Source organism: Cytobacillus sp. T106, from assembly GCF_040492155.1.
GTDB classification, from domain to species: domain Bacteria; phylum Bacillota; class Bacilli; order Bacillales; family Cytobacillaceae; genus Bacillus_AB; species Bacillus_AB infantis.
This window is the reverse complement of the sequence record NZ_JBEUMK010000007.1, coordinates 177,983-198,639: the sequence shown is the minus strand read 5'-3', so window position 1 is coordinate 198,639 and position 20,657 is coordinate 177,983. Positions and strand designations below refer to the sequence as shown.

The 20,657-nt window shown below is 45.3% G+C and carries 17 protein-coding genes and 1 other annotated feature; all 17 genes read right to left on the bottom strand.

Going from position 1 to position 20,657, the window contains the following annotated elements; translation table 11 throughout:
- Positions 1–158: 158 nt before the first annotated feature.
- The gene (ileS, locus tag ABU165_RS14830; protein ID WP_318060715.1) at positions 159–3,224 is read right to left on the bottom strand and encodes an isoleucine--tRNA ligase; all 3,066 of its coding nucleotides are present in this window, start codon (positions 3,222–3,224) and stop codon (positions 159–161) included.
- A gap of 56 nt (positions 3,225–3,280) precedes the next feature.
- Positions 3,281–3,518, bottom strand: a binding site (T-box leader).
- Between the two features lie 23 nt (positions 3,519–3,541).
- A complete protein-coding gene (locus ABU165_RS14825; protein ID WP_094769035.1) occupies positions 3,542–3,871 on the bottom strand; it encodes an MGMT family protein in 330 nt (109 codons plus the stop codon).
- Positions 3,872–3,901: 30 nt separating this feature from the next.
- The gene (locus ABU165_RS14820) at positions 3,902–4,711 is read right to left on the bottom strand and encodes an endonuclease I family protein (RefSeq protein ID WP_094769034.1); all 810 of its coding nucleotides are present in this window, start codon (positions 4,709–4,711) and stop codon (positions 3,902–3,904) included.
- Complete coding sequence (locus tag ABU165_RS14815; RefSeq protein ID WP_094769033.1) at positions 4,708–5,670, bottom strand: S8 family peptidase; 963 nt, start codon at positions 5,668–5,670, stop codon at positions 4,708–4,710. Before ABU165_RS14815 ends, ABU165_RS14820 begins: the two co-directional genes overlap by 4 nt.
- Positions 5,671–5,815: 145 nt before the next feature.
- Entirely contained in the window at positions 5,816–6,889 is a 1,074-nt protein-coding gene (locus ABU165_RS14810) for an undecaprenyldiphospho-muramoylpentapeptide beta-N-acetylglucosaminyltransferase (RefSeq protein ID WP_318060714.1), read from the bottom strand.
- Positions 6,890–6,996: 107 nt separating this feature from the next.
- On the bottom strand, positions 6,997–7,752 hold the full coding sequence (locus tag ABU165_RS14805) for an exodeoxyribonuclease III (protein WP_009793858.1): 756 nt from the start codon (positions 7,750–7,752) through the stop codon (positions 6,997–6,999).
- Positions 7,753–7,775: 23 nt separating this feature from the next.
- A complete protein-coding gene (gene mug, locus ABU165_RS14800; protein ID WP_022543847.1) occupies positions 7,776–8,315 on the bottom strand; it encodes a G/U mismatch-specific DNA glycosylase in 540 nt (179 codons plus the stop codon).
- Positions 8,316–8,413: 98 nt separating this feature from the next.
- On the bottom strand, positions 8,414–8,851 hold the full coding sequence (locus ABU165_RS14795) for a peptidylprolyl isomerase (protein ID WP_094769030.1): 438 nt from the start codon (positions 8,849–8,851) through the stop codon (positions 8,414–8,416).
- Between the two features lie 297 nt (positions 8,852–9,148).
- A complete protein-coding gene (locus ABU165_RS14790) occupies positions 9,149–10,453 on the bottom strand; it encodes a globin-coupled sensor protein (protein WP_101547751.1) in 1,305 nt (434 codons plus the stop codon).
- A 193-nt stretch (positions 10,454–10,646) separates the two neighbouring features.
- Positions 10,647–11,165, bottom strand: a complete 519-nt coding sequence (locus tag ABU165_RS14785; RefSeq protein ID WP_022543848.1) for an HD domain-containing protein — start codon at positions 11,163–11,165, stop codon at positions 10,647–10,649.
- 120 nt (positions 11,166–11,285) lie between these two features.
- On the bottom strand, positions 11,286–11,483 hold the full coding sequence (locus ABU165_RS14780) for a hypothetical protein (RefSeq protein WP_009793851.1): 198 nt from the start codon (positions 11,481–11,483) through the stop codon (positions 11,286–11,288).
- Positions 11,484–11,693: 210 nt separating this feature from the next.
- On the bottom strand, positions 11,694–13,763 hold the full coding sequence (locus ABU165_RS14775; RefSeq protein ID WP_009793850.1) for a transglycosylase domain-containing protein: 2,070 nt from the start codon (positions 13,761–13,763) through the stop codon (positions 11,694–11,696).
- 93 nt (positions 13,764–13,856) lie between these two features.
- Positions 13,857–14,597 (bottom strand): STAS domain-containing protein, encoded by a 741-nt coding sequence (locus ABU165_RS14770; RefSeq protein WP_009793849.1) that lies wholly within the window; start codon positions 14,595–14,597, stop codon positions 13,857–13,859.
- Positions 14,598–14,794: 197 nt separating this feature from the next.
- Entirely contained in the window at positions 14,795–15,775 is a 981-nt protein-coding gene (locus ABU165_RS14765) for a ring-cleaving dioxygenase (RefSeq protein WP_318060713.1), read from the bottom strand.
- Positions 15,776–16,066: 291 nt separating this feature from the next.
- Positions 16,067–18,304 carry an AAA domain-containing protein gene (locus ABU165_RS14760; RefSeq protein WP_332273968.1) on the bottom strand — a complete coding sequence of 746 codons (2,238 nt, stop codon included), beginning with the start codon at positions 18,302–18,304 and terminating at the stop codon, positions 16,067–16,069.
- Positions 18,305–18,414: 110 nt separating this feature from the next.
- On the bottom strand, positions 18,415–19,635 hold the full coding sequence (locus ABU165_RS14755; protein WP_318060711.1) for an MFS transporter: 1,221 nt from the start codon (positions 19,633–19,635) through the stop codon (positions 18,415–18,417).
- Positions 19,636–19,748: 113 nt separating this feature from the next.
- Positions 19,749–20,636, bottom strand: a complete 888-nt coding sequence (locus ABU165_RS14750; protein ID WP_009793844.1) for a CAP domain-containing protein — start codon at positions 20,634–20,636, stop codon at positions 19,749–19,751.
- Positions 20,637–20,657 lie beyond the last annotated feature (21 nt).

Genomic DNA, 20,657 nt, shown 5'->3' with positions numbered 1-20,657 from the left:
ACCTTCCTGTGGCAAAAATTAAGTTCAGATCCAAAACCAGAAGTTAAGCTTTGCCAGATTTAAAGTATTAACAGTTACTTCGCTTTGAATGCTGCTTTTCCTTTATTTTCATTGTGAGGAAAAAGTAGTGTTTTTGAAAGGTGCCGGCCAGCCAGTGGTTATGTCAATGAGACAGCTATCAGTTCCCCCCCAAGCCTGCCCTTCAGCATCGGAGCTTGCAGAGGCTTGAAAGCAATCCCTTCAAGAACGATATTGGCGTATAAAAGATCCTCAAATCCGCGCAGTATTCCTTCTGCTTCAGAGGTTGTATCGATATGCAGGTTAACTCTTTTGTCGATAGGAAGCTCCAGCTTTTTCCTTAAATCCTGTATTCCTCTGATAAAGTCCCTTACATAGCCTTCCCTCTTCAATTCCTCAGTCAACTCTGTTTTCAAAAGAACTGTCATATTTCGTCCGCTGCTTTCCGCGTAGCCTTTCTTTGGGAGCTTTTCCACCGTTGTATCACTATTTTCGACCTTCAGCAGTTCATTGCCAGCCTGCAGAACGAGGCTTCCTGTTTCCAGCAGCTGGCGGATATCTGTTTCAGAGAGCTGCTGCAGCGACTGATGAACGAGATTGGCATTCTTTCCGTACTTCTTTCCTGCTGCTTTGAAGTTCAGCTTCAGCCGGCAGAAGTATTTATCCTGCAAGCTTTCAGCCCATGAGATATCTTTTACATTCAGTTCTTCCTTGAGGATCCTGCTGAAAGCTATTAATTTCTCTTCCTTTTCTTTGCTGCATTGCACAAGCATTTCGGCCAGCGGCTGCTTTGTTTTCAGCTGCTTTGAATGCCGGATGCTTCTGCCCAGCTCAACCAGATCCATGACTTCAACCATATTGTCCTCCAGCTCCCTGTCAATCAAGGCGGTTTCAGCCTCCGGGTAGTCTTCAAGGTGGACGCTTCTGCCTGTCAGGTCTAAATAGACGCTTTCAGCTATGAAAGGCACGAATGGTGCCAGCATGCGGGAGATATTGTCCAATAGTGTATACAGTGTCTGGAATGCAGAAATTTTGTCGTCTTCCATGCCCTTCGCCCAGAACCTTTCCCTGTTTCTCCTGATATACCAGTTGCTGACCTCTTCGATCAGCGTGCCTGCTGCCCTGGCGGCATTTGTAGCCTGGTAGCTGCCCATCTCCTTGTTTACCGTTTCAATGACACTGTGCAGCCGCGAAAGAATCCACCGGTCCATGATGTTGCCGGAAGTTTGAGAGCTATCTGGCTCAAAATGATCGATTGTACTGTAGAGGCTGTAAAAATGGTGAATGCTTGCTAGCGAGTCGACCAGCTTTGATTTTGCCTCTGCCGCATTTTTTCCGGAAAACTTCTTGGGCTTCCATGGACTGCTGTCTTCCACCAGCGCCCATCTTAAAGCATCTGCTCCAAATTCAGTGATCAGCTTTGCAGGATCAAGGGCATTTCCTTTGCTCTTAGACATTTTCTGTCCATTTTCATCAAGGACATGCTCAAGGGCGAGGACATTTTTATAAGGCAATTGCCCCTTATATAAGACTGAAACCGCGAGCAATGAGTAAAACCAGCCCCTGGTCTGATCCACACCCTCTATAACTGCATCTGCAGGAAATAGCCTTGAAAATTCCTCTTTATGTTCAAAAGGGTAATGAAGCTGGGCATATGGCATGCTTCCTGAGTCAAACCAGACATCGATGACCTCCGGTGTCCTGGCCATGTAACCATCACAGTCCTGGCAAGGGATTTTCACTGCATCGACATAAGGCTTATGATAATCAGTGAGCTTTCCATTTGCTTCTGAAAGCTCCTGCAGCTCCTGAAAGCTTTTTGGGGCTTTCTCTGCCCCGCAATTTTCACAGACCCAAACATTGAGAGGCGTGCCCCAATAGCGGCTCCGGCTGATATTCCAATCCACCAGCCCTTCAAGGAAGTTGCCGAAACGGCCATTCTTCATGTGGCTTGGATGCCATTCTGCCTGGCTGTTGAGCTCAAGAAATTTCTCTTTCAGGGAAGAGGTTTTGATGAACCAGCTGTCAGCTGCGTAATAAAGGAGCGGAGAGTCGCACCGCCAGCAAAATGGATAGCTGTGTTCATACTTTTCTTTGTGGAATAACAGGTCCATGCTTCCCAGCATTTTTAAGATATCAACATCACAGTCTTTGACGAACTTCCCTGCAAGCGGCGGAAATTCATCAGTATAACAGCCTTTGGAATCAACGATATTGATAAAAGGAAGCCCCCTTTCCTTTATGGCCCGGTAATCGTCTTCTCCGTAAGCGGGAGCAAGATGGACGATACCAGTGCCGCTGTTTTCAGTAACAAATTCAGCTGCAATGACTCTGTGCGCACCTTCCAGCCCATCAACTTGAAAGGGAGGCTCATATTCCATTCCCGTGATCTCTTTGCCTTCAATCGTTTCAAGGATTTCATCAAAGCTGCGAAAAAGGTCTGCCACCCTGTTTTCAGCCAGAATAAAGATTTTGTCTCCATTCTTTACTCTTGCATAACGGACCTGGGGATGGACAGCCAGTGCAACATTGGCCGGAAGTGTCCATGGCGTTGTGGTCCAGCCCAGGATATATTCATTTTCCCTTCCTTTCAGCCTGAAGGTGACAGTGGCGCTTAAATCTTTTACATCCTTGTAGCCCTGCGCAGTTTCATGGGAACTCAAGGAAGTCTGGCAGCTTGGACAGTAGGGAGATACCCGGTGGCCCTTGTAAAGCAGCCCCTTTTCGTGGATTGTCCCAAGGATATGCCATACCGACTCGATATATTCATTGCTTAATGTCATATAAGGGTCATCCATATCCGTCCAGTAGCCTAGCTGCTCTGTGAATTCCCTCCACTGTTTTTCATATTGGAATACACTTTCCCGGCATTTTTCTATAAAAGCACCTACACCATAATCCTCGATTTCCTTCTTTCCTGATATGCCCAATGCTTTTTCCACTCCCAGCTCAACCGGAAGCCCATGTGTATCCCAGCCGGCTTTCCTGATTACCTGCCTCCCTTTCATCGTCCAGTAGCGGGCTGTCAGATCCTTGTATGTTCTCCCAAGAGCATGGCCGGCGTGGGGCAGCCCATTGGCGGTCGGAGGCCCTTCATAAAAAACGAAAGGAGTCCTGCCTGCACGATTGGAAACGGATTTGGCAAAAATATATCCTTGCCTCCAATACTCTCTGATTCTGTGTTCTCTTGCCTGAGTGCTTTCCATTTCAGTACCTGCCTTTCTTTTTAATTTTTAGGGAAATAAAAAACACCCGCCCCTGTATAAGGGACGAGTGTTATACCCGCGTTACCACCCAAATTCTATTGCATAAACAATAGCGCTCATCAACGTACCATCATACGCGTTCCTTTTAACGGCGGACACCCGTCAGGACTTACTGGATTTCAGCCCTGCATCTCAGAGATGGTGTTTCAGAAAGATCGTTTCCGCTGGCTCTCACCATACCCAGCTCGCTGAAGGAACATTCCCTTTCCTACTTGTTCTCGTCATAGAATTTAAGAATTTTTATTATCATATCAAAATCAGGTATTATTATCCAGCCCTTTTTTTGGCTCATGCAGAAAATTTTCAAGCCTGATTATTCCTTTGACGTCTACAGTGATGCCCTCCGCTTCAAGGAGAAATCTCTGTTCCTCCCGGAGCATAGGATCTTTCATGCTGATTTCGCCCATTTTGCTGATGACTCTGTGCCATGGAAGCTTCTCCTGCCTGCTCAGGGAATGAAGAATCCTGACGACCTGCCTGGCTGCGCGTGGGCTTCCGGCAAGGGCTGCTATCTGGCCGTATGTCATCACCTTTCCGGCAGGTATTTCTTTAATGATTTTTATCGTTCTTTGTGTAAAAGGCTGCATAAGGCTAAAAACAGTACCTCCGGAATTTTATTAATTTGAATCAGTCATTTTCCCTGCAAGTGCCGGAAAATCAATGAATGGATTGCGATTGCCCTGCAGCTCCTCAATTGCGGCATTCCTGTGCTTTTCATAAAGTGATACAGGAAATTCAAGATGCCATTTTTGAAGGAGACTGCAGCTGATTCCGTGTTCTGCAGGCTTAAAATTCTTATACCTCAGGAAAAAGTAAAAGCATGCCCGGGCTGCAATTCCTTTGCCGTATTCCGGCTCAAACTTCCCTTCTTCAGCCATGCCGCAGCCGCCTCTTATACCGAAAGCAGAAGCTTCCGGCTTATAAGAGGGGAAGTCTTCATAAGGAAAATTGCTCCTCATGCTATTGCAGGCGGGCTCACAGGCGAACAAATGATGGAGGTCCCCCTTCATCGGCTGCTGTTCACTGAACCAGGACTGCGGAACTACATGCTCGCAATTCAGCTTTGTCCGCGTGTCTCCAGTCCGGTTCCGCTCCAGCAAGATCTCCGCATCATGTTTAATGCTTTCAGCCGGATCCATGCTGCCGCCTGAATAAAGGCTTTTGAGAGCAAAGTTCTCCTGCAGGTCCACCCAGGGATATAAATAGAGATGAGGGGAATATTTCAGAATGGTCTTGTGGGTTTTCTCCACAAGCTTCTGAAGATCTTCTTTGGCCTCCGCTGCCTCAAAGTCGATTGAAGCATAATAGGCTTTGCATTTCTCAAGGTCAGCAGCTTCATCATAGTAGATCCGCTCCGCACTTTGAGTCTGCAGGTTTGCCAGTGCCGCCTCCTGTTCAGCAGCGAGCTGTTCAGCCAGGCTGTTCATGATTTTAAGACCATCGGCAGCACTTTAGATGTGAAAATATCTGAAAGATGTTCAAGCAAAGTTAGATAAACAAGGCCATTGCCTTCAAGCTTGGCTGAATTGCCAAGCGGAACGGTCCGTCTGATGAGCTGGGCGAAAAGCTCTGCCTCGGAAAGATTCCGGTCAAAGTTTTTGTTGGCCACATTCTTAATAAGCGCCATCGCACCGGATACATGCGGGGCAGCCATGGAGGTGCCGCTCAAAGTGGCATACTTCCCATTTAAATAGGTTGATTGTATTTCTTCCCCTGGTGCAACCAGGTCGATTTCATTATGTGAATTGGTAAATTGTGAAGAATTCCTGTCCAAATCGATTGCACCTACACTGATCACTTCGTTATAGCAGCCCGGATAGGCGAACTCATCAGTTGATTCTTTTCCGTCTCCTTCATTACCCGCTGCACATACAACAGAGATGTTGTTCCGTACGGCTTCCTTTATAACTTCATGAAGCTCAGGCATGTCATTCGGGCCGCCGAGCGACATGGAAATAATATCGGCTTTTTGGTCGATAGCGTAGCGGATTCCTTCAATAATCCAGTCATACTGGCCGGAGCCGTTTCTATCAAGCACTTTGACAATGAGCAGCTTTGAACCTGGCGCAACGCCCGATATGCCGGGCTCTTTGCCTTCTGCTGCAATGGTCCCCGCAACATGGGTGCCATGGCCGTTATAGTCTTTATAAATATCCGGATTTCCGGAATCATCGCCAGTAAAATTCCTGCCGCCGATGATTTGATTCTTTAAATCAGGGTGGCTGATGTCGCAGCCTGTATCGAGTACAGCGATTGTAATGCCTTCTCCCCTTGTTTCTTCCCAGATTTTTGGCGCCTGTATCAATCCGATGCCTTCCGGAATGCCTGATACCGCCTCTGATTGTTCAATTACCTGATACGGGATCACACGTACACATTCTTTCATTATTTTCCCTCCTTCAGAGTAATTCAGGATGCAGAAACAAGATGTATCTCCATTATACCAAAATCGAAGGAATATTCAGATAAGGAGATAGGCTTGATTTTCTTTTTTAGAACCGAACAAAAAAGCGAACAAAGACCCAGAAGGCCTAATTCTGCTGCAATTTGTCCCTAATGTTACCAGCCATGACGGATAAAGCATCCTTCATCCTTGATTCTTCCATCTGTTTCAGTATGCTTTCCCTGTGTTTACTTAAAAGGGCAATATACCCGGCTAAAGATGCGGCTGTCAGGTCTTCTTCCTGCAAGGTCAATGAATAGCCTCTTTCCTCAAAGCTTTTTGCATTCAGAATCTGATCGCCCCTGCTTTGTTTCCTGCTCAAAGGAATGATAAGCATCGGAATACGGAGGGCAAGGAATTCAAAAATAGCATTAGAGCCTCCTCTGGTTACCATTAAATCTGTACAGGCAAGTACATCTGAAAGTTCACTGTTCAGGAATTCAAATTGCCTGTATCCTGGCCGGCCTTCCAATGCAGGATCAAGATTTCCTTTTCCGCAAAGGTGCACGATTTGAAACTGGCCGCCGATTTGTTCAATTTCCTGCCGCACTGCTTCGTTAATCTTCTTTGCCCCTAGGCTGCCACCCATAATGGCAAGAACCGGCCTGGTTCTGTCAAAACCGAGGAATTCAAGCCCCTTCTCCTTGATGCCAGAAAGGATTTCCCTCCTGATTGGCGAGCCGATTGCCTGTGCTTTTCCATTTGGAAGGTACTGCAGAGTTTCTTCAAATGAAGTATAAATCTTTGAAGCAAACCTTTTTGAAATCCGGTTAGCCAGGCCCGGTGTTAGATCGCTTTCATGGATGAATATCGGAATTCCGAGGAGCTTTGCTGCCGCGATGACAGGTACGGATACAAAACCCCCTTTGGAAAAAACGAGGCCTGGCTTGAGCTGTTTAAGAATCCAGAGCGCTTCAGTACATCCTTTTGCCACTTTGAACATATCCTTTACATTTTCAAAGTCGGCGTACCTCCTTAGTTTCCCGCTTGAAATCGAATGATAGGGAATGGAAAGACCGCTGATAAGCTCTTTTTCAATGCCCTCTCTGCTGCCAATATAATGGATGTCTATATTTTCCCCCTCAAGTTCTTTAATCAAAGCCATATTGGGGGTAACATGGCCGGCTGAGCCCCCGCCCGTCAAAACAAGTGTCTTTTTCATAAAACCTTCCTGTCATGGCAGTTCAGGCAGGCAGACTCTCCTGCCTCCTTCACTGCGCCTATTTTTATGCTGATTCCATTATATACAGAAAAAAAGCCCTTTATCATCTAAAGGGCCATTTCGAGCATGATCGGGCAGTGATCGCTGCCCATGATGTCACAATAAATCTTAGAATCTAGTATATGCTCTTTCAGTTTATCAGATACTATAAAATAGTCGATGCGCCATCCGATGTTCCGCTCCCTGACCTTGGCCATATAGGACCACCACGTATAAGCGCCTTCCTGCTCTGGATAAAGGTATCTGAAGGAGTCTACAAATCCTTCTGACAGAAGAGATGTCATTTTTCCGCGCTCTTCATCCGTAAATCCGGAGTTTCCTCTGTTAGACCTGGCATTTTTAAGGTCTATGTCAAGATGGGCGACGTTCAGGTCCCCGCAGAGTATGACTGGCTTCTTTTGTTCAAGCTCAAGGATATATTCCCGAATCTCATCCTCCCATTCCAGCCGGTAAGGAAGCCTTGCCAGGTCCCTCTTAGAGTTAGGTGTATACACATTCAGAAGGTAAAAATTTTCAAACTCAAGAGTCAGGCTCCGTCCTTCTGGTTCTGTTTCTCTTCCGGCTATCCCATAGGATACATAGAGGGGCTTTTCCTTTGTAAAAACGGCGGTCCCGGAATAGCCTTTTTTCTCGGCATAGTTCCAGTACTGGTGATAGCCATCCAGATTGAGTTCAATCTGTCCCTCCTGAAGTTTTGATTCCTGAATGCAGAATATATCTGCATTTTCTTCCATGAAAAAATCCAGGAAGCCTTTTTTGACGCAGGCCCGGATTCCGTTAACATTCCAAGATACTAATTTCATTCTATATTCCCCCGTATTTTCCTTTAGCTGTCCTCTCCATGCCGGGAGGGTGCCTGTTCATACACGATGGCAGGCAATTCTTTATATATATCAATTACTTCGTCCATTTTCATCCGCACCAGTCCGCTGGAAGAAGGAGCTGCAAATTCAATAACCCCTGGAACAATAGAAATGTCCTGGCGTCCCCATGGTGCTTTTTTGCTGCCGCTGTACTCCAGGTAAACCCCTTTGCCGACAAAACAGACTGCCTTTGGCTTCAGCTCCGTAATGAGTGAGATGAGCCTTTCTCTGCCTTCTTTATATTCTTCCCTGGTTATTTCGTCTGCTGCTTTGGTCGGCCTCGGGACGATATTGGTCAGCCCTATATTCAAATCCAGCAGCAGGCTGTCTTCTTGAGGGAGAAATTTTTTAGGAGTGATGCCCGCTTCATAAAGGATTTTCCAAAACCGGTTATTCGGATTGGCGAAATGATGTCCGGTCTCAGCTGACCGGATGCTGGGGTTGAAGCCGACAAAGATGATATCCAAGCCTGGCTTGAGATGGTCTTTTATTGGTTTTAGCATACCTGCTCCTTTCTTTGAACAAAATCGGCCTGGTCATATTCCAGCCTGAAGAAAAGCTTTGTGAAAGTAAAAAAGAGCCAGAGGCTCTTTTTTACTGATTAGGCGTCGTATACTTCAACTTTTTCCATAACATCGCCGTTTTTCATCGCTTTAGCAGCTTCAAGGCCAGATGTTACTTTACCAAAAACAGTATGGACTCCGTTCAGGTGAGGCTGAGGGTCATGTACAATAAAGAACTGGCTTCCGCCTGTATTTTTGCCTGCATGTGCCATTGATAGAGACCCTGATTCATGCTTATGAGGGTTGCCTTCTGTTTCACAATTGATTGTGTAGCCAGGTCCGCCAGTCCCAGTTCCATTCGGGCAGCCGCCTTGGCTCACGAATCCAGGAATCACGCGGTGGAAGTTCAAGCCGTTATAGAAGCCTTCGTTTGCAAGCTTTTCAAAGTTAGCAACTGTGCCCGGAGCCTCATTAGGGTATAATTCAAACTCGATCTTCTCGCCGTCTTTCATTTGTATGTATCCTTTTTTCGCCATTGAAATCTTCTCCTTGGGTTGATGGCCAGCTGTATCCTGACTGGGTTCAGTACCGGCTGATGTTCCGGGGAACCAGCTTTGATTAACAGCATCGCCAAGATTTAAAAATCATTGATTATCATATCATTTTTTGCGGAGGAAATAAAATAACTTGGCTTTTTTTCCCCTTTTGATTTTCCATAATGCATATGTTAAGCTTAAAGAGCCCTTTCCGGACATTCGCTTGTTGCGGGACACTTAACCACTGTACGGACGGAAAGGGCTGGCGGCTGCTTTTGCGGCCGCCATTTTTCTTTCCTATAAAGTCAAAGTCAGTCCGGAAAGCATATCAGATGATGCAGCAACCTGGCCTGAAGCTTCTCCTATGTCAATAAATACTAAATTCAAATCCTCCATTTCCTTCACGATGGCCAGATTCTTTTCTTTTACCTGCCGCATTGACTCAAGGATAAGAGAGAAGTATTCATTAACTGCCTTGGACTGAACAGAGCTGGAATTGATATTTACGCCAGCCTCTTCGATGGATTGAGCCATGATGCCTGAACGGGTTTCCATTTCACCGATTAATCCTGAAACTTCTGAAACAGCATTTTTTGTATTCTCCGCCAGCTTTCTCACCTCATCAGCCACTACCGCAAAACCTTTTCCATGTTCACCTGCCCTGGCAGCTTCTATTGCTGCATTGAGAGCCAGAAGGTTCGTCTGATCGGCAATAGAAGTGACAATCGCAGCAATCTGCTCGATTTGTTTCGAACTGTCAATCAGCTGTTCCATGTTCTGGCTGATGCTGGCAATTTTGCCCTCGGCCTGAACTAAAGTCCTGCCAAGACCGATAAGCCTATTCATTCCTTCTTCCGATTTCTCCTCTGCAACAACAGCTATATCGGAGCCAGACTTTGTATCAGCCCTAATATCCTCTGTTCTTTCGGCTGCCTTCTGGATCGCGGCGCTTGTCTGTTCGCTGATGGCCGCCAGCTCTCCAGCTGCTTCTGTAACCTGATGCTTCAGCTGCTCTTTATAGCTTTCAGACTCTTTCCTGATGCGGCTTATTTCCTGTTCATAAGCTTCAAGCACTATCTGCTGCTCAAGGCTGATGATCTTTGAAACAGCCAGCATCGCCCCGGTGCACGGGCCCTTCTCTGAGATTGTATCTATGATCATGCTGCATAAGGACAAATAAAGATCCTGAAAGGCACACATATACCATTTTGGCTGCAGTCCGATTTTTACATGGACATGAGCAATGACAAAACGCTGCTGAATGAATTCTGTATCTATTTTTCCGCTGAACATCTCATAAATGTGGGCGCTCAAAGTATTTTTCAGCCTCTCAACTGAACTGTTATCGTTGATAATTTTCGTCAGTGTTTTTTCATTTTCTAAATTCTTATAGAATTGTTCTATGATAGCAGGGAGATTTTCTTTCACATAGGGCTGCAGGGAAAGTATATAGTTCAGGTCACTGTCCTGAAGGCCAATCATATCAATTTGCCTTAATACCTCTTCACTAAGAGACTGATCGATTCCAATATTCCCGTTATCATTAAGTTTGAAAGAATGCTCTTGCCTGTTTCTGCTTTTTTTAAATAAAGTGATTTCCATGCCGATTCTCCTATCGGAATATTTTTACATACCTTTGTATTTTAGTTTAAAAGAATCTGCGAAGGCTCACAATCTATTCATGGATAAAGTAGTAGGCATAAAGACCTATAAAGGAATGATTTTTAGACAAAAAGTTGAGAATAGAAGCCTTCAAATAAATAAAAAAAGGAATCTGCTTCATCAGCGGATTCCTTTATTCAGCTTCCAGAAGATTATCGATCTTCTTATCAAGCCTTCTAAGGCTTTCAAGGGCCCTTTCTTCATCAACTTTTCTGTAATGGTGGGCGCCGCCAGGTTCTTCATCAAATTCGTCGGCCAATTTTACAATTGTTTGAAGAGGCGTGCGGATGACTTCCCCCCCAGGAAGAAAGGAATCTGTATGAAAAAGAATAGCAAGAGCTATTTCTTTTGCTTTAACAGGATTTTCACCCAGCCTGATCAAAAGTTTATGTGCCCTTTCTGCACCTTTTATCGCATGTATATCATTCTTTTTGTAGAGATCATAATCCCACTTTCCATTTTTATACCAAGTGTAATGCCCCATATCATGAAGGAGCCCTGCTTTAGCAGCCATGTCAGGATCAGCGCCTCTTTCAGCCGCAAGCTTAAAACTGTGATTGGAAACCGCAACTGCATGGGCCACCCCGGATCGTGTCAAATACTTTTGGGCGATTCTGTGTTTGAAAATCTGTTCTAAAGTGACATCTCTCAATAAAACCATTCCTTTTAATTATTTCTATGAGGTACTTGCCTGAGATCGGCAAAGGGACTCCCAGAAGAAGTTCTAATTATTTTTTCCAGATTCAAGCAGTTCAAAACATTTAGTTGTCTTTTAAAATTTTCGGGCATTTATGGATTTCTGTTTCTTCATCACTTCATATGATTTTTCAATAATATCAGCAAGCACGTCTGCTTTGTATATTCGGCCAATCTTAGTGTTTTCCTGATAATATTCTACAATTTCATCCAGCTTCTGCAGCGTTTCTTTCTGCAGCCGGACATTTAATTGTGTTCTTTGTTCATTCTGCAATGATAGCACCTCCTATTTATAGGATAACATACAGATATCAAATAGCTACTCATTTGCTAGCAGTTTGATATACCCCCTGCTGCGCAAGAGTTTCGGAGATTGTCGAATAAGATGATGTGATATAAAAATTTGCCGAACAGAAAAAGGAAAACATTCGATGATGTTTTCCTTTTAGATCAACATATTGATTATATTAGTGATAGAACACAGCTAACTTCCAATTTTGTCCCAAATCTCATTTAGTTTTTCTTCTGTTTTATCGAGCAGCTCCCGTGCATCCTGCCATTTTTCTTTCCATTCCGGCAAATCTTCCTTCAATCGCTTGCTGAATTCCTCAGCCCGCTCCTGAAGATCGATATCAGGTTCAGCTTCTTCTGCGAGCTGATCATTAACTGACTCTGTTCCAAAATCTTTCTGTTCTGTATAAGGCAGCACCTGCTCCATGATGCTTTTGAAAATAGGCACTACAGTTTCAGAGCTGCTTGTTGATAAATAATGCTCCCTGTCTGTTTTATCATAGCCTAGCCATACAGCACCTACCAATGAAGGTGTATAGCCTACAAACCATTGATCCTTCGTGCCGTCGATATCATTGTAAGGCAGCTGTGTGGAGCCGGTTTTTCCCGCTATCTGTACTTCCGGAATCCTGGTCCTTTGGCCGGTTCCGCTTTCGACAACATTAAGGAGCATGGATGTCATCTCCCTTGCCGCTGCCTTGGAAGTGACTTTGACCGTTTTTTTCTTTCTTTCAGCAATAACATTCCCTGTCGGTCCGACTATCTTGGTAATAAAGTGGGCATCATGCCTTTTTCCTTCGTTAGGAAAAGCGGCATATGCTTGTGCGAGCTGCAGCGGCGAAATTCCTTTTCTCATTCCGCCAAGAGCGATGCCAAGCGCTCTGTCTTCCTTCTCAGTCGGGATTCCAAAGCGCTTTAAAGAATCCATGCCTTTATCAATCCCGATTTCATTGAGCAGCCAGACAGCAGGAATGTTAAGCGATTCTTCAACTGCTTTATACATCGGCACCTCGCCGGCATACGTCCGCGAGAAATTTTCCGGCTTATAATTCCCGAATGTCATCGGCTCATCCTTCAGGATAGATGAAGCATCATAGCCTTCTTCTATAGCAGGTGTATATACTGAGAGCGGTTTTAAGGTGGACCCTGGCTGAGCCTTTATATGTGTCCCTCTGTTAAAGCCTCTGAATACATGCTCACCCCGGCCTCCAACAATGGCACGGACACCGCCGGTCGACGGATCTAATAGGACTGAGCCGCTCTGCACCAGCTGTCCTCCTCTGCCTGCAGGGAAAAGGGAATCTCTGTCATATACCTTTTCAAGGCCGGATTGTATATTTTGATCCAATTCTGTATAAATGGTATAGCCTCTTGTAAATATCTCCTCCTGAGTAAGGCCATACTTGCTTGTTGCCTCATCAAGGACTGCATCTACATAATAGGGATACTTTCTTGCTTCTGTGTTTGAACTTCCATCTTCCAGGACAATTTTCTCCGCGATAGCCTTTTCATATTCATCCTTTGAGATGTATCCAAGTTCCTGCATTTTTCCAAGCACCGTGTCACGCCTGCTTATACTCCTGTCATAATGCTGGTAAGGATCTAATGCTGATGGAGACTGCAGCAGTCCCGCAAGCAGCGCTGCTTCGCTGATGGTGACTCCGCTTATCGGTTTATTGAAATATGTTCTTGCGGCCCTGTCAATGCCCCATGCCCCGCTGCCAAAATAAACCTGGTTCAGGTACATCAGCAGGATATCTTCTTTTTTGTAATTCTTTTCTATTTCGACCGCCAGGAAAATCTCCTCAGCTTTTCTTCTGTATGTTTGTTCCGGCGACAGCAATGCATTTTTGGCGAGCTGCTGTGTGATGGTGCTGCCGCCGCCAGTGATCCTCCCTGCAAACAAATTACTGAAAAAGGCCCTTGCAATCCCTTTTATATCAAAGCCATTATGCTTGTAAAAACGCTCGTCCTCAATACTGACGACAGCTTCCTTCATATGGTCAGGCAACTCTTCTATTTTTGCTCCCCCGGTCCTGTTGGCGGCAAGCTTTCCGGCCTCATCTCCGTCTTTATCATAAAGGACGGTCGACTGCTTCAGGCCATCCTTCAAGGATTGGACATTGGCCGTGGCTGCAAGGTAGGCAAAAAACAAAATGGCGAGCAGCAGGGCCGTCAGGGCGGCAAGCAGCAGGATCTGTGTGATATGCTTTCTCTTCCAAAAGCGTTTGATATATTCCCAGACCTGTTTGAGTCTTTCCATTTTAACTTTCTCCTTAAAAAATCATATTCAATACTCTATTTTAACCAACTTATACAGAAAAAAGGAAGGAAAATGAAATTTTCCTTCCTTCTGCTAATACTTTTCTTTTAAGTGCCTGATGGCTGAATCAAGCTGAGAAAATGTTTCGATTCCTTCCAGCCTGATTCCGGCCTGTACTGACTGAACTGCAATATCCGGCCGTATGCCTGCGAATACAACTTCAATGCCAATCATCCTGAACCCCTGCATAAGCTTTACAAACCCTGCAGCATTGGCAAGCAATTTAATAGTAAACAGTTTAGACATATCGAGAACCAGGGCCCTGATCTGCTTTTGGCTTGCTGATTGCATGGCTTTAGCAGTAAGGTCTGCCATTTTGGCCGGTGACACATCATATGGCAGCGCATGGAGAGAAAGCATTCCAATCTTATCATCTACAAGAATGATGTTTACTGTGCTTTCCTCGATGAAGTTTTTATATTGCTCCTCCATCTTGTGCCGCTCTGTGATGTCTTCAAATTCAACCATAGCACCTTTTATCTGGTTATTATCGTCCTTGAGCAAGGTGGAACGCTGGCTCAATGTCAATTCGTATTTACCCCAAGTATATGGGAACACATCGTATCGGAAGTTCTTTCCCTGTTCAAGGGTGTGCTGAACGGTCCTGGTAAATTCAGGCGGATGGCCAAAAAATTCGTCGATATTCTGCCCAAGCGCTTCTTCAGGATCTATTCCCAATATTTCCTTGCATCTTTTATTGGCTACTTTAATAGTAAAATTTTCGTCAATTGCCATGACAGCAACCGACAAATGATCCAAAACAATAGAATCCATCAGTTATCTCCCTAAATTTGTTAACTTCATCTTAACATAGCAGGAAAGAAAAGGAGATAATTATTTCAGTATAAAATACTGCCGGGTTTCTTGTTTGTCAGAAGCTGATTGAGCCGCACCAAAACTTAAAGAAATTACGAAGACTGTCGATTGCGTGCCCAAATGATTAAAGAGAGCACAAAACAGGCGGATTCCGCCTATCTTCCTGTATCAAGAGGCTTCAATTTAGCTTCTATCTCTTCTCTCCGGTCTTCAAAATAAGGCGGCAGTGCAAGATTCTGCCCCAGCTCTTCAAATGGCTCATCACTTTCGAACCCTGGTCCGTCAGTCGCCAGCTCGAACAGAATGCCATTCGGCTCCCTGAAGTATAGTGATTTAAAATAATAGCGCTCTACAAATCCAGAGCTGGGGATTCTTTTTTCTTTCAGGAGGGCAACCCATTTATTCAGCTCTTCCTGGTTTTCAACACGGAAAGCTACATGGTGCACGCTTCCGCGGCCTGGCCTTTCCTTTGGCAAGTCATCCCGAACAATGATGTGTACCTCGGTCCCTGATCCTCCCTTTCCTGTTTCATACACATGTGCTGTATGGCCGCCAAGCGCAGATGCGGAATAAGAATCTTTCTTTCGGAAACCTAAAAGGCTGACAAGGGTATCTTCTGTCCGGCTCAGTTCGGCGACAGTCAGGAATACGGGTCCAAGACCTATGATTCCATGCTCTGCGGGAACAGGGCTTTGCTCCCAAGGGCGCCCTCCTTCTTCCCCGGTGTTCGCTTCATCAGAAATAAGTGCAAGTCTTTGATCTTCAAAGTCAGTGAAAAAAAGCATGTTTCTACCGCTGTCAGAAGTAATGGCCGTATATTCGACCCCGTGTTCCTTAAACCGGTCCTGCCAATACTCAAGTGAGCGGTCACTCGGAACTCTTAGGGAAGTGAGGCTGATGCTGTTGGTTCCGGGGTAGGTGTGCCCTGCATTCTGTATTTCAAAAAAGGTTAAGTCAGTTCCCGGGTTTCCCCTTTCATCTGCATAAAACAAATGGTAAACAGAAGTATCATCCTGGTTCACCGTCTTCTTTACGAGCCTCATGCCTAAAGTGTCAGTGTAGAATTCATAGTTCTTTTTTGCGTTTGCTGTGATGGCAGAAACATGGTGGATGCCTTTCAATGCTAGCAAATTCATCAAATGCACTTCCTTTTCAAGAAAAAATCTTTACTTCGAGATAATTTTACTTCTTTTTCTGTTTTTATGAAACCTATATGTTTGTATAATAGACCCTGTGGAAAAATTTAATCTTGCATCAGCGGATGATTGGTGATATATTTATTGAGCGATGAGCTAATTGAATAAGCCGGCGGGCGCTCCTTTATTGGAAATGCACGATGTGGCGTGCAGCCTGCCGCCTCAATACGCAAGACCCCCTGTTTCAGGGGGTCTTTTTATGTTTAGTTGGCTTGCATGTACCAGGCTTTTTCACAGAAATTGCGATTCAACGTAGCCGGCAATGTTTTCCGATAGAAATCTGACAGCAATATATGGAGGCCTGATGCCTTCATGTCTGCAAAAAGGCATTCCCAGCCATAAGATGCTGCTGTCAATGCTGATGAAAGGAAACGGTACATCTTTTTGAACGAAAGCGGCATGCTTTAACGTCTCATGCCTTTTGTCTGAAATCAGCGTGACACTGGCCTTTCCAGTCATTCCGTTCACTATTTTTGTCCATTCTTCGTCCAATGCATGGGTGGCTGGCAGCGAAATGATGATGGCTGATTTGGCCTGTAATAAATCATTTTCAACTTTGCCGGTTTTCCTGCTGTGAATCCATTGCAGAGCCTGGTGCTGGTTCCTGATCCATCTTCCGATACTGGAGGGAGTAACAGCCTGATCCATCTTAAGCTGGTGTTCTGCCAGTTTCCGCCATGTTTTTCCTGTATATACTTTTTCTTTGATAAAACGGAAATCCCCTACCTGTATGAATTTTCCCCTTGTCCTTGTTACGGCTACATTGATCAGCCTTTCACTGTCTTTTCCAGTCATAAGCATCCCAGCTTTTTCAAAAGGAAAGCTGTCAACGGTGTCAAAGACCATTATATCTCTTTCGCTCCCCTGGAAACGATGGACGGTTGCCGCAATAATGTCTGCAGCAGCAGCTTCAGAGCTGTATACCTCTTCCATGAACTGTTCCATCAATGAAGCTTGAACCCTGTAAGGTGTAGCATAACCTATTGACCTGGCCCCATCCAGATATGCCTCGTGGATCAGCTGGAATGAAAGCGCAAGATGAAGAAGGTTGCTTCTGGATCCGCTGTTATTATCTTTAATTCCGTACTTTCCCATCTCAGAGCTGTCAACCATAATAGATGCCATGTTTTTGAACGGATTTAATTTGGAAATACCTGCCCGCAGCTCGGCTGTGCCTTCAAAATCAGTCACAAGGGAATGGTAAACATGTTTATTGGTAAAAGCAGAAATATCCGGATGCATCCTCCTTTGTTCTTTCAGCAAAAACAAATGGGGATGCATCTGGCCATTCCCAACCGCAGAAGCTGCACCTGAATGGTGGAAAATATCCTCTTTCAGCCATTTGACTGCCAGTTCGCTCCTGGAGGCGGCTATAGGCGGAAGCTGTTTGAAGTCTCCGCAAATGATGATCCTTTTACCCAGAGAGGCAGCAAAGGCAGCCTGCGGTACATAAGCCATGCTCGCTTCATCCACAATGACAAGATCAAATTGGCTTTCATAAATCGCCGGATCGCCTGCTGCCCTGGCAAGAGTGGTTCCAATGATGCCTGCATCCTTAACATATTCAATTTCCTTTTTGCGGATCTTCTCCAGAACGGCTGCGAGCTTAGTTTCAATTTCAACCAGCTTTTCAGAATCCCTTTTACTGAAAGAGCGCCCCAAATCAGATTTTAACAGCCTTTTTTCTTCCATCAGCTGAGATTTTTTATCTGCCAGATCCGGGTGGTGCTTTTCAATGAGCCTGTCGGAATGAAACAGCCCCCCTGCATGTGCTTCACTGCTGCTTCTCGTTCCATACCTGAGAATATCCCCGTCTTTGGTTTCGGATTTGCGGGACGAAAAAGAGGCAATTTCGGCCATCAGTACATCAACCGCCTGGTTGCTGTGTGATAGAACAAGCACCTTCAGTTTTTTGAAATATTTATTAGCTGCTGTCCGGGCAAGCGAATATGTTTTCCCAGTCCCCGGGGGACCCCATACAAATGTAACCGGGTTATATTTGGATCTCAAAATAAGTTCATGGACAGGGGATTTGGCCTTTCCTCCCGGATGGGCTGCCGGCATGGAGGGATCCATCAGTTTTTTGATCCGCAGCCTCTTCGTTTTGCTTTTTTTTATATCATCAAGCCGCTGTATGAGCTGATCGATCAGCTCCCAGGGATCATGGTGCAGGGATGCATATTGCAGTTCCTCACCCAAATACTGGTCCGCAGAGACAATGATATTCCGGCCTTCAGAAGACAGGATCCTTCCTTCAGCTTTTTTATGCCCCCAGCTGATTTTCACCTGTGATCCGATAGGCACATGCAGTGCAGATTCTGTCTCAAAAAAATAAACAAACCCTTCATGGCTTGATATCAGAATGCCATTGTGAAGGGGATATTTACTGCTTCCATAATTTTTCATATGCTGTATTTCTGATTGAAGGGCCTTTTGCCATTCTGCTATATATCTTTTTGTGCTGCTCATCATATTTCTTCCTTTACTCAACAATCACCATTTGCTTCTTCTTTGGAAGAAGCGCCGGCCATATTAATGAAAGATAATATAACACGGCTATAGCCAAAAATCCAATCTGGTTAAGCACTCCCCGCTTCCTGCTGATTTTTTGTCCTGGCAAATATGTATGTACGTACCATGATCAATAGCGTCATTACGATCAGGATGCCATGGAAGGATGCTGCAAGCACCGGCAGGCTGGTACTGTCAAGGACAGCTGGAGCCAGAATAAATCCGCATGCGAAACCGAGCGACTTCAGGAGCATGCCTACTCCAAATATCCTGCCCCTTATATGATTGGCCGATTTTTGGAGGATGGTTGCATGCAGGGTCGTAAAAGCTGCGTCAAAAATACCGGTTAGAAAAGCAACCAGTAATATTGCAGGGATATAGCTGCTTGATAAAAAGATGATAAACCCTGATGACATCAGGATGGCAGAAATGAAGCACGCAAGATAAATTCTGCTGCCCCTTGCCCACCGGAGCCTCGGCAGGAGGAATGCAGACAGAATAGACCCGATTCCCCATGTACTCCAAATCAACCCATAATAAAAGCTTTGTCTGTCAGGATTAAGGGCCTCTGCCAAAATCGGAATCCCAAGGTTATGGGAGCTTCCGGCAAAAGATCCTGCGAGGAAGACAAGGTTGACGAGCATAAGCATCGGAGCCAGCTTTAAATAGGCATAGACCTCTTTTATATCAGAGAAAATTGAAGACAGCTTCCCTTGAAGCGTCGATTGAACACCCGCTTTCCTGCCAGGTGCCGATTCCCATTTAAGCATCATCAACACAGCAGCAGACAGGAAGTAGGTAGCTGAATCGATAATCAGTGTAATATGGTAGCCTATAATATCTGTCAGGATGCCAGCGGCCAAAAATCCGGCGACCAGGCTGGCGGAAGTGAGTTTGGAAATAAGAGCATTTGTCTCAAGCACCTTATTTTCGCCAAAGATCTGGGGGATTTCCGCATTAAAGCTGACCATAAAGCTGCTGTTGGAGAACCCAATAGCAAAGGATACGAGTATGATCATATAGGGTGATGGAAAAGAAATCAGGGACAAAATCAGAATGCCCCTTGCCAGGTCGCTGATGATCATGATCTTTCTTCTGTCGAACCGGTCTGCCAGTATGCCGGAAAAAATGCTTGAAAACACACCGCCGGCTGTCCTGAATGCCATAGCGGCAGCCATCCATCCTGTGCTCCCTGTAGCAGCATAAATGAGGACGTTGAGGACAATTGTATCCATAAAGGTGCCAAAATCTGAAAAAGCTTTTACATATAATATTACTTTTCTGTTCATTCCTTTACTCCAGTGCAGTTTTTGTCTATTTTATCCGGTATCTGAAAGTTTCGCAATACGAAATTTTCAGGCAAATAAAAGAAGTGCCCATGAAAAGCACTTCTTTTCTCCTTCTATTTTCCAATGAACATTTGTGTCCAGTAATTACCTTCGCCTGTATGCCCTACTCCTATATGGGTGAATTTGCTGCTGAGGATATTCTTGCGGTGCCCCTCACTTTTCATCCAGGCATCGACGACTTCCTCTGCAGATCTTTGTCCCATGGCAATATTCTCACCTGCTGTTGAATACTCCACTCCAAAGTCCCGCATCATATCAAATGGGGAGCCATAAGTTGGACTAGTATGGGAAAAGTAATTCTTGGCCTGCATATCATCTGATTTTTCCTGGGCAACCCCGCTCAGAGAGCTGTCAGATTTCAATGCAGCAAGGCCGTTCTTCGTTCTTTCTGCATTAGTCAGCTCGATGACTTTGGATTCCATATCGCTGATGCTTTGGTCAGTGTCTCCTGCCTTTTGCTGTCCCTGTTCCTCAGCGCCATTCTGCCCCTGGTCACCCTGGCCGCCAGGCGCTGTTCCCTGGCCTGCCCCATACTGAGTGCCAGGCTCCATGCCTGCTCCCTGTTCTGCTTGATTCTGTCCTGGAGCTGCCTGCTGTCCTTCCTGTCCTTGCTGCCCTCTTTCTTCACCCGTATAAAAACGGAACATGCCATTATCCTGCTGTTCACCATGCGGGAATTCTTCGCTTGGCATGCCAGTGCTGTAAGCATTCGGATCAATCGTAATAAATCCATTGTTGATTTCCTGAAGGCTTTCCATCATTCCTTTTGACTGCTGGCTGCTGCGGTCATTTAAAAAGTTGGTCTGGCCCTGTCTGCCATTCCCGGCATTCAGTGTGTTGAGGCCGCCTTGCCTGTCATCTGCAGCATTATTAGAGGCGCAGGCAGACACCAGCATCACTGCAAAAACTGCTGGCAAAAAGCTGAATTTCATTTTGCTCATTCTGTTAACCCCTTTTCATAA